Annotated in this window: 8 protein-coding genes and 1 pseudogene; 1 reads left to right on the top strand and 8 read right to left on the bottom strand. The window is 48.6% G+C overall.

Translation table 11 applies throughout. The annotated features are described in order from the left end of the window. Positions 1 to 87: 87 nt before the first annotated feature. The 4 genes from C6P39_RS14800 to C6P39_RS14785 all read right to left on the bottom strand — a co-directional run bounded on the left by C6P39_RS14800 (position 88) and on the right by C6P39_RS14785 (position 8,461). Entirely contained in the window at positions 88 to 4,644 is a 4,557-nt protein-coding gene (locus C6P39_RS14800; protein WP_104804271.1) for a PolC-type DNA polymerase III, read from the bottom strand. Between the two features lie 25 nt (positions 4,645 to 4,669). Beyond that, the gene (gene ispG / locus C6P39_RS14795; protein WP_104804270.1) at positions 4,670 to 5,725 is read right to left on the bottom strand and encodes a flavodoxin-dependent (E)-4-hydroxy-3-methylbut-2-enyl-diphosphate synthase; all 1,056 of its coding nucleotides are present in this window, start codon (positions 5,723 to 5,725) and stop codon (positions 4,670 to 4,672) included. Between the two features lie 72 nt (positions 5,726 to 5,797). Continuing rightward, positions 5,798 to 6,940: a toxic anion resistance protein gene (locus tag C6P39_RS14790; protein ID WP_095172067.1), complete on the bottom strand. Its 1,143-nt coding sequence runs from the start codon at positions 6,938 to 6,940 to the stop codon at positions 5,798 to 5,800. Between the two features lie 180 nt (positions 6,941 to 7,120). Beyond that, the gene (locus C6P39_RS14785; RefSeq protein WP_095172068.1) at positions 7,121 to 8,461 is read right to left on the bottom strand and encodes a 5-bromo-4-chloroindolyl phosphate hydrolysis family protein; all 1,341 of its coding nucleotides are present in this window, start codon (positions 8,459 to 8,461) and stop codon (positions 7,121 to 7,123) included. Positions 8,462 to 8,646: 185 nt separating this feature from the next. Between C6P39_RS14785 and C6P39_RS14780 the strand changes: the two genes are divergently transcribed. Continuing rightward, on the top strand, positions 8,647 to 9,672 hold the full coding sequence (locus tag C6P39_RS14780; RefSeq protein ID WP_065543065.1) for a branched-chain amino acid aminotransferase: 1,026 nt from the start codon (positions 8,647 to 8,649) through the stop codon (positions 9,670 to 9,672). A gap of 178 nt (positions 9,673 to 9,850) precedes the next feature. Here the strand turns inward: C6P39_RS14780 and C6P39_RS14775 are convergent, their stop codons facing one another. The 4 genes and pseudogenes from C6P39_RS14775 to C6P39_RS14760 form a co-directional block, all read right to left on the bottom strand. Next, positions 9,851 to 10,345, bottom strand: a complete 495-nt coding sequence (locus C6P39_RS14775) for a dihydrofolate reductase (protein WP_065543066.1) — start codon at positions 10,343 to 10,345, stop codon at positions 9,851 to 9,853. A gap of 26 nt (positions 10,346 to 10,371) precedes the next feature. Then, entirely contained in the window at positions 10,372 to 11,223 is an 852-nt protein-coding gene (thyA, locus tag C6P39_RS14770) for a thymidylate synthase (RefSeq protein ID WP_095172072.1), read from the bottom strand. Positions 11,224 to 11,419: 196 nt separating this feature from the next. Beyond that, positions 11,420 to 11,584, bottom strand: a pseudogene (locus C6P39_RS14765) (toxin-antitoxin system HicB family antitoxin); the annotation flags it as partial. Positions 11,585 to 11,614: 30 nt separating this feature from the next. Further along, on the bottom strand, positions 11,615 to 12,973 hold the full coding sequence (locus tag C6P39_RS14760; protein ID WP_104805941.1) for a sodium-dependent transporter: 1,359 nt from the start codon (positions 12,971 to 12,973) through the stop codon (positions 11,615 to 11,617). Between the last annotated feature and the right edge of the window lie 516 nt (positions 12,974 to 13,489).

Below are 13,489 nucleotides of genomic sequence, written 5' to 3'. Positions count from 1 at the left end.
AATGAATAAACGTGTTATTTAACATTATTCTTAAAAAAAGGAGAAAACCTTCTCATCCCCTGGGATAGAAAGCTTCTCCATTTTTCTTTACTGAAAATCAAACAATGACATCTGATTGGAATCCGGCAGATCACCGAACAATCCCAAATCATCCATCAGATCAATTACCGTCTTGCTGACTTTGGTTCTGTTGCGGAAATCGTCCTTTGACAGGAATTCTCCTTCCTCCGCTGCAAGCACCACGGCATCGGCGGCCCTGTCTCCCAGGCCCTCTATGGTATCCAGGGCGGGCATCAGCTTCTCATCCATGATCTGGAAGGTGTGGGCATTGGCCTTATAAAGGTCAATGGGCAGAAACTCAAATCCTCTGGCATACATCTCCTGCACGATCTTCATATCCCTGTATGTGTCCTGTTCCTTCTTGCTCAAGGTATCCTTGCGCTTCTCATAGTCGTCCATAAAATACTCCAGCTTTTCTTTTCCCTGACACATCAGCTCATAGGAAAAGGCAGTTGCACGGATACTGAAAAATGCTGCGTAGTATGCAAGCGGATAGTAAATCTTACAGTAGGCAATTCTCCATCCCATCATAACGTAAGCCGCTGCATGGGCTTTTGGGAACATGTACTTGATCTTCTTACAGGACTCAATATACCAGTCTGGCACATCATGTGCCTTCATATCATCGATCCAATCCGGCTTAAGCCCCTTTCCTTTACGCACGCTCTCCATAATGGTAAACGCCTGCCCGTGCTCCAGCCCCTTGTTGATCAGATATATCATAATATCATCTCGTGTACAGATACAGGTGGTAATGGTCGCCGTCCCGGATTTGATCAGATCCTGAGCATTTCCCAGCCACACGTCTGTACCGTGGGAAAGGCCGGAAATACGCACCAGGTCAGAAAACGAGGTGGGATTGGCGTCAATTAACATCTGCATGGCAAAATCGGTTCCGAACTCCGGAACACCCAGGCAGCCCAGAGGGCAGCCCCTGATATCATCCGGTGTGATCCCCAATGCATCCGTATTTTTGAAAAGAGACATAACCTCTTTACTGTCCAGAGGAATCTCCCTGGCATTGATGCCGGTCAAATCCTCCAGCATACGGATCATTGTGGGATCATCGTGTCCCAGTATATCCAGCTTCAGCAGGTTGGAGTCAATGGAATGGTAATCAAAATGGGTGGTGATAATATCGCTGCTCATATCATTGGCCGGATGCTGCACCGGGGTAAATTCCTCGATATCCCAGCCAATAGGAAGAACAATGATACCCCCCGGATGCTGTCCCGTGGTCCTGCGGACTCCTGTGCAGCCCTGCACGATCCTATTGATCTCACAGTACCGCTTCCGGCTTCCCCGCTCTTCAAAATAATTCTTCACATAACCAAAGGCTGTCTTTTCCGCAAGGGTACCAATGGTGCCTGCTTTGAAGGTCTGTCCGGCGCCGAAGATAACCTCCACATAACGGTGGGCCTTACCCTGGTAATCTCCGGAGAAATTAAGATCAATATCCGGCTCTTTGTCCCCCTTAAATCCCAGGAAGGTCTCAAAGGGAATGTCAAACCCTTCTTTGGTCAGGGGCTTTCCACACACCGGACAATTCTGATCCGGCATATCACAGCCGGCCCTGCCGGAGTAAGCCCGCACCTCCTCGGAATCAAAATCACAGTAATGACAGGAAGGACAGTAATAATGAGGGCTTAGAGGGTTAACTTCCGTGATACCTGACATGGTGGCAGCAAAGGAAGAACCAACGGAACCACGGGAACCTACCAGATAACCGTCACTGTTACTCTTCCACACCAGTTTCTGGGCAATCATGTACATAACCGCATATCCGTTGGAGATGATCGAGTTCAGTTCCCTCTCCAGACGCTCCTCAACAACTTTCGGAAGCTCATCCCCATATATCTCATGAGCCTTGCTGTAGCAGATCTCTCGCAGCATCTCATCTGAATTTTCAATGACAGGGGGACATTTACCATTGTGGATCGGGGATATCTTCTCCACCATATCCGCGATCTTGTTTGGATTGGTGATAACAACTTCCTCAGCCTTCTCACTTCCCAGATAGGAAAATTCATCCAGCATCTCCTCCGTGGTATGAAGGTACAGGGGCGGCTGTAAATCCGCATCGTCAAAGCCCTTGCCAGCCATGATGATCCTTCTGTATACCTCGTCCGACGGGTCCAGGAAATGCACGTCGCAGGTGGCCACCACGGGCTTATTGAACATCTCCCCAAGCTTCACGATCTTCTTATTGACATCCCTCAGATCATCCTCTGTCTGGATATCTGTCCTGTCCTCATCCCGCAGCATAAAGGCATTGTTGCCGATAGGCTGGATCTCCAGATAGTCATAGAAGTTCACCAGCCTGGCGATCTCCGGTTCGGGCCTGCCGTTTAAGACTGCCTGGTACAATTCCCCTGCCTCACAGGCGGAACCTATCATAAGCCCCTCCTGGTATTTCAGATACAGGCTCTTCGGTATTCTGGGCCTTCTGTGATAATAGATCAGATGGGAATCTGACACCAGATGATAGAGATTCACCCTGCCCGTATCATTTTTAGCCAGGATAATGGCATGGTAAGAGGGCATTTTCTGCACTGCGTTCACAGATACAGCCCCCTTCTCGTTAAGCTCATCCAGGGTACCGATATCACGTTCTTCACACATGGTGATAAATTTCTGGAAGATCTGGGCTGTGCACTCCGCGTCATCCACAGCCCTGTGGTGATGTTCCAGGGAAACGCCCACTGCTTTCGCCACAGTATCCAGTTTAAAACGGTTTAACTGCGGAAGCAGGAAACGTGCCATTCCCACAGTGTCCACGGACGTGTAATCTGTCTCAATCCCTAAATCCTTACAGTTCTTCTCAATAAAGCTCATATCAAATTCCGCATTGTGGGCAACCATGACAGCCCCCTTGCAAAATTCCACGAATTTTGGAAGCAGCACGTCAATGCTCTCTGCACCTGCTACCATACTGTCATTGATGCTGGTGAGTTTCTCAATCCTGAAAGGAATGGGGATTCTGGGATTTACAAACTCAGAGAACCGGCCCACGATCTTGCCGTCCTCCACACGGACCGCACCGATCTCGATGATCTTATCACGAAGCGCGGAAAAACCCGTTGTCTCTATATCAAATACCACAAAGGTTCCCCGCATGGACTGTCCTTTGCTGTTCTGCACGATCCCCTTCATGTCATCTACCAGATATGCCTCCACACCGTAAATGACCTTAAAATCCGCATCCGGGGGCACTACCCCGCCCCAGGAATCAAAGCAGTGGTTTGCCTCCGGGAAAGCCTGCACCACCCCGTGGTCCGTAATGGCAATGGCCCTGTGCCCCCACTCATAGGCGCGCTTGATGATGGCCTTTGCATCTGACACACCATCCATATCGCTCATCTTCGTGTGGCAGTGAAGCTCCACTCTTTTTTCCGGGCTGGTATCTGCCCTGGAACTGGTAAAGGGAGCAATCTTCTTGATGCCCACCACGCTTCCGATGGTCAGCTCACTGTCATACCGGTCAATGGTGGTCACGCCCTTCAGCTTCAGGAAGGCTTTCTCCTTCACACCCCCCAGGATCTCTTCCACCTGGTCGTTCCTGGCAAACATCTTCACTGTGATGGAATCCGTAAAATCCGTAATAGCAAAAATGATGATGGTCTTCTCATTTCTGATCTCTCTGGTCTCCAGCGTCATGATCTGACCGCGGATACAGACCTCACCCATCTCTGTCTGGATACTTTCCAGAGGAATCGTCTCGTCCTCAAAATCCCTGCCATAGAGCACATCGGGATTATCGGAGCGTTTGATGCTCCGTTTGTAATCACCGAAACTGCGGTCACCTTTTCCGAAGGCTTTTTTGCCCTTTGCGTCTTTTCCGCCTTTGGAATCTTTCTTGTCTTTGTCGTCCTTTTTCCCGCCTTCTGCCGGTTTTTTATCAGCAGACGCTTCTTTTCCGTCCGTACCTTTGCCTTCTCCGATACCTTGGACAGCGGATGCTTCTCCTTCTTCCGGGAAATCTTCCCCGTCATCCTGCTGCCCGAAAGAAGACTGCTCAATCACGTGAGCAGCCTCCTGCATAATACGAATCTCACTGTTTTTGCGGACCTTGCTCTCGCTGGCCTCCACATATTCAGGCTCCACGATCAGGGAAAAGGGACAGCGCTCACAGAACACCTTCTCAATGTAAGAGACAAGTTCCTCCTCCCGGCTTTTAGCCAGCACAGAGGACTGCATTTTAAGCTCCATCTTCTGTTCCTCCGGGAAGGAGATCTGGGCAGTACGGAACATATTATATACCAGAATGCTGTAATTTTTCAGCTCCATGGACATGGAGGCGCGGTATGCGTCAAAAAAAAGCTTTGGCGTATACTGGCCGGTCAGAGTGAATTTTTCTATGATCTTCACTGCCATGGGTACACCGGGAAAGAACTGGTTCCGTATGGTCTCCTCCAGGAGATAGATATATTTTTTATGAATCCACTGTCTGCTCCGGATATAGATTCTGATATGGTCTTTTTCCGGATTGACGGCAACCTTTGTCACCACTACCTCTTCCAGCAGGGCAGCCAGCTCCTGCCCCACCTCCAGATTGGGGAAGACATCCAGAAAATTCTTTTCCATCTTTAAGCTTCCTTTCCGTAAAACACTATTTCTCCCAGTTCTCCAGTTCCCGCCGAAGGGTTCCAAGAAGCTCTGCCTCCGGAACTTTTCGGATGATCTCACCCTTTTTGATCAGCAGACCCACACCTTTGCCGCCTGCGATACCGATATCCGCCTCTTTTGCCTCACCGGGGCCATTGACCACACAGCCCATAACAGCCACCTTAATGTCCAGCGGGAACTCCTGCACCATGGTCTCCACCTGGTTTGCAAGTCCGATCAAATCAATCTGCGTTCTTCCGCAGGTAGGGCAGGACACCACCTCTATACCTCCTTTTCGGAGATTCAGGGTCTTTAAGATCCTCTTTGCTGACTTGATCTCCTCCACCGGGTCTCCGGTCAGGGATACCCGGATGGTGTCACCAATCCCCTGATACAAAATGATACCAAGGCCCACAGCGGATTTGATATTGCCGGAGTACAGGGTGCCCGCTTCTGTGATCCCCACATGGAGAGGATAGTTCGTCCTCTCTGCCAAAAGTTCATGGGCTTTGACGCACATGAGCACATCTGAGGATTTGATGCTGATCACCAGGTTGTCATAGTCAAAAGCTTCAATGATCTTCACCTTGTCAAGCGCGCTCTCCACAAGCCCCTCCGCAGTCACACCGTGATACTTCTCCACCAGCTCTTTTTCCAGAGAACCGGAATTAACGCCCACACGGATGGGGATATTCCGCTCCTTTGCAGTGGCCACAACGGCCTTTATCTTCTCTGGCCCTCCAATGTTGCCCGGATTGATACGGATTTTGTCGGCTCCGTTCTCCATGGCCGCAACAGCCATCCTGTAATCAAAATGAATGTCAGCCACCAGGGGAATATGGATCTGTTTCTTGATCTCCCCAAGAGCCTCTGCCGCCTCCCGGCTCGGAACCGTACAGCGGACGATCTCACACCCTGCCGCTTCCAAAGCCAGGATCTGTGCCACCGTGGATTTTACATCCTCTGTTTTTGTATTGGTCATGGACTGGATCAGGATAGGGTTTCCCCCGCCTATTTTTTTATCACCTATCTGCACCACTTTTGTTTGGTCACGATACATATTACTGCCTCCTGTATAATAAGCGTGTTTGAGCGTGTCCGGGCTTTTTAGCCCAAACACGCCCGCTTCTGTTTACCGGTTGATCTCTAAGAGTTTCTGTTTCAGTTCCCCTTCCAGACGGTTCATCTCCACCTCTGCCTCCATACGCTTCTGGTGTCCCTCTTTCTGGATGTTCATGATCTCATCAAATGTGCTGATCAGTGACTCGTTTGTATGCTTCAGCGTCTCGATATCCACAATGCCTCTCTCAGATTCCTTTGCAGCCTCGATGGTAGCCATCTTCAGTGTCTCCGCATTTTTCTGGAGCAGGGCATTTGTCATATCTGTTACCTGTCTCTGTGCCCTTGCAGCTTCCGAGGAATGAGCCACACCCAGGGCCAGGACCATCTGGCTTTTCCACAGAGGAATGGTATTTACCAGGGTGGACTGGATTTTCTCCGCCATCAGGGTGTCATTGCCCTGTACCAGACGGATCTGGGGTGCCGTCTGAATGGAGATCATACGGGTAAGTTCCAGGTCATGGATCTTCTTTTCAAATCTCTGGCACATGGAATCTAAGTCCTTGGCTGCCTGGGCGTCCTCCGGAAGGCCGCTCCTCTGGGCTTTGTCCATAAGCTGGGGAAGGTCTGTATTTCTCACTTCCTGGAGTTTCTTCTTTCCTGCCAAAATGTACATGGAAAGTTCTTTGAAATAGTTCAGGTTCAGCGCATACATCTTGTCCATGGTGGCAGCATCCTTCATAAGCTGAATCTGGTGCTGCTCCAGGGTCTGTACGATCTTTCCTATATTGGTTTCAGCCTTGGCATATTTTGTCTTCATGGCTTCTATTCTGTTGGAACCGCGTTTGAAGAAACCGCGCAGGCCTTTTTCCTCCTCGGCCGCGTCAAAGCTTTTGAGCTGTGTCACCACATCGCCCAGAAGGTCTCCTACTTCACCCAGGTCCTTTGTCTTTACTTTTTCCAGAGCCTCCTCTGAGAAATCCGCCATCTTTTTCTGGGTGCCTGCCCCATACTGCAGAATGGCTGCGGAATTGCGGATATCAATCTGTCTTGAAAAATCATCCACCATTTTCCGTTCCGCTTCGGAGAGCACACTCTCGTCAAGCTGCGGCTCCACCGGCTCCTCTTTTTTTATTTCCACAACCGGCGCCTCCTCCTTTGGCGCATCAAATGTCAGTGTGGGTGTTACTGTAAAATCCTTGAATTCGTCACTCATCTCTTACTCCTTCTTTGGTTTCATTTCACGCCTCGGTAATTTCACAGAGTACGGCTGCATTTATATCCAAATGTTGATCTGCCTCATGTCAGTAGGGGATACCGAATCTGCTCCGCCCGCCACTGCCATTAACTTTATTTTCGGTGACTCATCTCTCCGCCTATAGATGCAAGAGAAATCTCACTTATCTTCTTGAAAATCTTTGCCGCCGGTAAGGCCTTCCTGTGCCAGCATGGTCTTCAATACAGAGATATCCGTGGATACATCCCAGGCTGTATCCCTGAAAAAGCTGTCCAGAAGGTTTTCAAATGCCTGATTGATGGTATCCAGTGTATTTTCAATCTCCTTCTTTGCGGTTTTAATATTATCGCCTTCCACGTCCTGTTTGTCCAGCTCTTCATATGCCTGCAGAAGCTTCACTGTGGTGGGCAGATAATAATCCATAAATTTGTGCAGGTCATCGATCAGCTCCGGATGCTGTTCCACACGTTTGAAGATCCGGCGGATCACATTTTCCAGATGATACATTTTATTGGATATCTCCACGCCCGGAATCGCGTCATTGCTCTTCCGTATCTGTTCCATGTAGGCATTGCCTTCCGCTATAACCTCACGGGTTTCTTTGGATAGATCCCCGTCTCCCGCTGTTTCCTCTTCTTTTTTGATCTCCTGCTCTTTTGTCTTCTGCTGGATCTCCGCCTGTTTCTTTGTCTCCAGATATTGCTTGTAAGATTCGTCACTGGTGATCAGACAGGTACCCGAATCATCCAGATGGCCTTCCAGAAACATATATTTCTTGATCATCCGCTTCAGATCCCTGCGGACAAATTTCTCCGGTTTTCTGACGCCCTTTGCCAGCTCTGAAATTTCCGCATACGTCCTGCCGTTCAGGGTGTGTATGTAGGAGCGGAAACGGTTCACTTTTTTTCTCAGCTTATTCCCACAGATCCCCATGATACCGCTGATCCCTATTGCGGGACCAAACACAGAGACAAATATCCCCATTTTCTCCGCCAGGGAACCTATGAACAGCGAGCAGATTCCCAGCACAGTCAGCGTAACGCCAAACATAGCCAGCAGCGCAAAGCCCAGTGTGGTAAATAATATACCCATGGCTCTTGGTCCGCTGGTATTTATATAGAGGGCAAACTTTTCTCTTGCCTCCTTCACACGTTTTGTTTCCGGGTAGTGATACCTTGGCCTTGTCTGCGTCCCGTCCCGGGAATAGCTCCTGTCATTCCATGAGGAACTGCCCGCGTAAGTTTTGCGGGAGCCGGGTCCTCCGTAAGACCTGCCGTTTTGCCCGGGGCCTTTATAGCCCGGTCCCTGATTCATACCGTTCTTTGCCTGGTCCATGCCGCTTTTTGCCGCGTCTTTCACGCTGTTGGCCACATTACTGAGGGCGTCTTCCAGCGTAGCACCCAAGTCCCGGTTCAACCGGTTAAAGTTTCCCGTGTCCAGGGCATCCTGTACGATATCCTTAATATCCCTGCCCAGATTATTCCAATCATTATTTGCCATTTTTTATCTCTCCAGTTTTAAAAAACTAATAGCTGCTGCATATACATCTCCGTTTGAATACGATTATATATGAAATAAGAGAAAAAAGCAATGCGGCATCTCTTGCAATTCACGGATTAAAGTTCTATAATGGTAAAAAATATTTTATTACATACCGTATCTATCGGCAGAATGGAGGATTCACTATGGAAAAGAAGAACATTGACTGGTCTAACCTCGGTTTTACATATATGAAAACCGACTACCGCTATGTTTCTAATTATAAGGACGGCGCCTGGGATGAGGGCGCAATGATAACAGACGACACCGTGGCGATCAATGAATGCGCAGGTGTCCTGCAGTATGCGCAGACAGTTTTTGAGGGGCTTAAGGCTTATACCACAGAAGACGGCCGCATTGTCACCTTCCGCCCCGACTTAAACGGTGAGCGCATGGAAAATTCTGCCCGCCGCCTGGAAATGCCTGTATTCTCAAAAGAACGCTTCATAAAAGCCGTGATTGAGACTGTAAAGGCAAACGCCGCCTATGTTCCTCCCTACGGCTCAGGAGCCACCCTGTATATCCGCCCCTATATGTTCGGAAGCAATCCGGTCATCGGTGTGAAACCTGCCGATGAATACCAGTTCCGTGTATTCACCACCCCTGTAGGACCTTACTTCAAAGGCGGTGTAAAGCCTCTGACCATCCGTGTCAGCGATTTTGACCGGGCTGCACCAAACGGCACAGGCCATATCAAAGCAGGCCTTAATTACGCCATGAGCCTTCACGCCATCGTGGATGCCCACAGCCAGGGCTTTGACGAGAATATGTATCTGGACCCAGGTACCAGAACAAAGGTGGAGGAGACCGGAGGTGCCAACTTCCTGTTTGTCACCAAAGACAACACTGTAGTCACTCCAAAATCCAGCAGCATCCTGCCTTCTATTACCAGACGTTCCCTGATCTATGTTGCTGAACATTATCTTGGGCTGAAGGTTGAGGAAAGAGAAGTTCTCTTGGAAGAAGTCAAAGATTTCGCTGAATGCGGACTCTGCGGCACAGCTGCCGTTATCTCTCCTGTGGGTAAGATCGTAGACCACGGCAAAGAGATCGTACTGCCGGCAGGCATGGAACAGATGGGACCTGTAACCCAGAAGCTGTATGACACACTCACAGGCATCCAAATGGGAAGACTGGAAGCTCCCGAGGGATGGATCCAGGTTATCGAATAAGGCGCTGGACCCTCCCGTTCTGCTCCCGGTCTCTGTCATCCGGCTGGCAAGCCATCCTATGACGCAGGCCATGCGGACCTTTATACATGCTGTGCAAAAAGGACCACACAACTGACACGGCCTCCGGAAGAGATCCATCTTCCGGAGGCCATATCTTATCTGCAGAAAACTGCAGGTATTATTCTTTATTCCTTTTATACTGTACAAATTGGTATTCCAGATCAAAATATGTCTGCTCCTCACTGGCCCCTGCCACTGACCAGTCTTTTCTCTCGTCCAGATTCGGAAACCAGGTATCTGCCTCATAGGCAAAATCAATCTTTGTCACATGAGCCGTATCACAGTGATCCAGTAGCGCGCTGTAAACACTGTCCCCTCCGATGACATAGACATCTTCACTGTCATACTTTTTCAGTTCCTCCATGAGTTCGTCCACACTGTGCACGATCACAGCGCCTTTTACTTTATAATTCACATCCCTGGTCAGGACAATATTGGTACGGTTCTTTAGGGGCTGTCCTCCCGGAAAACTCTCCAGCGTCTTTCTCCCCATCACCACTACCTTGCCTGTGGTGGTTGTGCGGAAAAACTTCATGTCAGCCGGAATACTTACAAGGAGACGGTTGTCTTTGCCGATTCCCCAATTCTTATCTACCGCTACGATTATATTCATTTTGTCTCTCCTTTGCTTAACGATCTTCAGACTGCTATAGGTATATTTTTGATCTGCGGCCCAGCCTGATAATCCTCCACAATTAGATCATTGGTGGTAAACTCATAAAAATCCTTTATCTCCGGATTCAGGGATACCTTAGGTGCCGCATACGGTGTCCTGGATATCAGCTCCCTGATGGCCGGCACATGGCGGTCATAGATATGGGCATCCGCGATCACATGCAGCAGTTCTCCGGGAATCATGTCATTGACCTGGGCCACCATCATAAGAAGGATGGAATACTGGCATACATTCCAGTTATTTGCTGCCAGAATATCCTGGGAACGCTGGTTCAAAACCCCATTTAAAATGAGCTTCTCCTCCCCCGGCTCCTTTGTCACATTGTAAGTCATACTGTAGCAGCAGGGATCCAGGGCGCCGCTGTTCAGGTATTCAAACTGATACAGATTTGTCATGATCCTGCGGCTGTAGGGATTCTCCTTCAACTGCCGCAGCACGTAATCCATCTGGTCGGTCTCCTCCCCTTTATAGATGAACTTTCTCCCCACCACATCTCCGTAGCAGGTTCCGATCGAGCCGTTTTCATCCGCCCAGGCATCCCAGATATGAGATTTCAGTTCGTGGATGTTGTTGGATTTTTTCTGGTAGATCCAGAGGATCTCATCCATGCAGCTTTTGAGAGCAGTCCTGCGCAGTGTCAGTGCGGGAAATTCTTTTCTCAAATCATACCGGTTCACAACCCCAAAACGTTTGATGGTGTAAGCACTTTCCCCGGTATCCTCCCATTTTGGACGAACCTTCTCGCCCTTTGTATCTGTGCCGTTTTCCAGAATATCACGGCACATATCCATAAAAATATGATCTGCCTGACTCATGTCTCGTCCTCGCTTTTCTATTTGTTTATTCCATGCCCGGCAAGTCTGGAGAGATTTCTAAGCATATTTATTTAGTTTTTTATCTCGTTTCTGCCGTTATTTTATCTCTGTTAAATATATTACTTTGGCTTGCTTATTTTATGTTGCCTCTATACAGCCACTTTATTATAACTTCCGTGAAAATATTTGACAACTGTTATTTTGAGAACACCGCATCATTTCTGGAAAGAAGATATACGCAGTACTGATTCATACTGATCCCTTCTCTCTGTGAGTGTTCTGCCAGTGATCTGTGCAGACTTCGTGGAATTCTCAATTTAAACTGCCCAGAATAATCTTCCAGACTATCCGGCTTGCAGATACCATACATCCGGACGGCTAATGTTCTTTTTTACTGAAACAGATCCATGATCCAAGGATTGGAAGTCACAAAAATAATGAAAATCACAACAGGCAGCACAAATTTGATCAGCACTGACCACACAGAAACCAGCTTAAAGTTGATCTTCCCTTCATTCGTGACTTCCTTCTCTGCGTTTTTGCTCTTCCACACCCAGCCGATAAAGATACAGGCCAGGATTCCGCCGATTGGCAGAGACACATTGGACACCAGGTAATCTCCCAGGTCAAAGAAGGTCTTTCCTGCGATCTTGATATCACTCCAGATTCCAAAGCTCAGGGCACATGGAATACCCAGGCAGGTGATCAGCACAGCGGAGATCACAGAAGCCTTTGCGCGGCCGACTTTAAAGGTATTCACAGCAAAGGAAACCACTACCTCCAAAAACGCAATGCTGGTGGAGACCGCTGCAAAAAGCACTAACACAAAGAATACAACGCCAAAAATCTTTCCTCCCGTCATCTCGTCAAACACTGCGGGAAGGGTCTGGAACATCAGGCTCGGTCCGCTTGTGGGTGAGAAGCCAAAGGCAAATACAGCCGGAAGAATGGCAAATCCTGCGATCATAGCCACCATGGTGTCGAAAAATGCAATACTTACGGCACTCTTAGGTATATTCTGGTTCTTGCCCAGATATGCCCCGTATGTAATGGTAGCTCCGGTTCCCAGTGACAGGGAGAAGAACACCTGTCCCAGTGCTGACAGGAAAGCTCCCGGTGTCAGTTTGGAGAAGTCCGGTTTCAGGAAGAACTTAATGCCTTCCCCTGCGCCGGGAAGCGTACAGGAACGAATGACAATGACGATCAGGCAGACGATCAGAAGAGGCATCATGATCTTACATGATTTTTCAATCCCTTTCTGAATTCCCATCACAACGATTGCCACAGTTATAACCATAAATACCAGATAATAGATGATCTGGCTTCCTGTATTCCCTGTGAATGATGTAAAAAACGCTTCACTGCTCTTTGGCAGTCCTGTAACAGAAACAAAAATATACCGGATGACCCAGCCGCCCAGAACAGCGTAATAAGAAAGTCCGATAAAACTTGTGATCACAGCCAGTATACCCACCCCGCCCCATTTGGAGTTCAGGGCTTTATAGCTTCCAAATGCATCTTTTCCTCCTGCGCGGCCAATACTGATCTCAGCAATGATCAGCGGGATCCCCACCAGAAAAATGCAGATGAGGTACACAAGAACAAAGGCACCGCCCCCGCTCTCCCCCACAAGCATTGGAAAACGCCATAAATTTCCCATTCCCACAGCAGACCCTGCTGCTGCCATAATAAATCCGAAGCTGCCCGACCATTTGGGCGCTCCTCCTGTTTCCTGTGTCTGTTTACTCATGATCTCCTCCTTTTCCGGCAATAAAAAAGTATAAAGTGGTAAAAAAAAGCCCCCATCCTTAATTGTATACACAATCAGGACGAGAGCATTACGCTTCGCGGTACCACCTTGATTTATCCGCACCTCACGATGCAGACCTTTGTAAGTACGGGAAATCCAAACCACTCAGTAAATTTCCTTATACTCCGGCGCTGTAATGGGCGCTCCCATCGTAGCCTATACTTCCGTAGTCGGTACGCGGCTCCAAGACCATCTTCCATTCCGCCTGCTGCGCTCCTTCTCACCAACCGAAGCTCTCTTTGCCAGTCTGCAGAACGTACTCTTCTTTTCTCTGCCTTTTTCTTTTTATTTATTATAAGTATAAAACTGTTCTTTTTCCTTGTCAAACGGTTTTTCCGAAAATTTTATAATTTGTAAAAAATCCGGATATTTTGCCAAATTACCGCTGCTTTTACCCAGCTCTGTCCAAGCCCTGTCCTTTACACTGCCCCCAAAACGTGATATAGTCACCAGAAG

Source organism: Blautia marasmi (genome assembly GCF_900258535.1).
Lineage (GTDB): Bacteria > Bacillota > Clostridia > Lachnospirales > Lachnospiraceae > Blautia > Blautia hominis.
The sequence above is the reverse complement of the archived record's forward strand: the minus strand, read 5'-3'. Positions and strand labels throughout refer to the sequence as shown.

What these genes read in the sequence shown, in the direction of transcription:
- thyA (WP_095172072.1), bottom strand. Translation starts at nt 11,223, where the DNA reads ATGAGTCAGGCAGATCATATTTTTATGGATATGTGCCGTGATATTCTG.
- C6P39_RS14790 (WP_095172067.1), bottom strand. Translation starts at nt 6,940, where the DNA reads ATGAGTGACGAATTCAAGGATTTTACAGTAACACCCACACTGACATTT.
- ispG (WP_104804270.1), bottom strand. Translation starts at nt 5,725, where the DNA reads ATGTATCGTGACCAAACAAAAGTGGTGCAGATAGGTGATAAAAAAATA.
- C6P39_RS14800 (WP_104804271.1), bottom strand. Translation starts at nt 4,644, where the DNA reads ATGGAAAAGAATTTTCTGGATGTCTTCCCCAATCTGGAGGTGGGGCAG.
- C6P39_RS14775 (WP_065543066.1), bottom strand. Translation starts at nt 10,345, where the DNA reads ATGAATATAATCGTAGCGGTAGATAAGAATTGGGGAATCGGCAAAGAC.
- C6P39_RS14760 (WP_104805941.1), bottom strand. Translation starts at nt 12,973, where the DNA reads ATGAGTAAACAGACACAGGAAACAGGAGGAGCGCCCAAATGGTCGGGC.
- C6P39_RS14785 (WP_095172068.1), bottom strand. Translation starts at nt 8,461, where the DNA reads ATGGCAAATAATGATTGGAATAATCTGGGCAGGGATATTAAGGATATC.
- C6P39_RS14780 (WP_065543065.1), top strand. Translation starts at nt 8,647, where the DNA reads ATGGAAAAGAAGAACATTGACTGGTCTAACCTCGGTTTTACATATATG.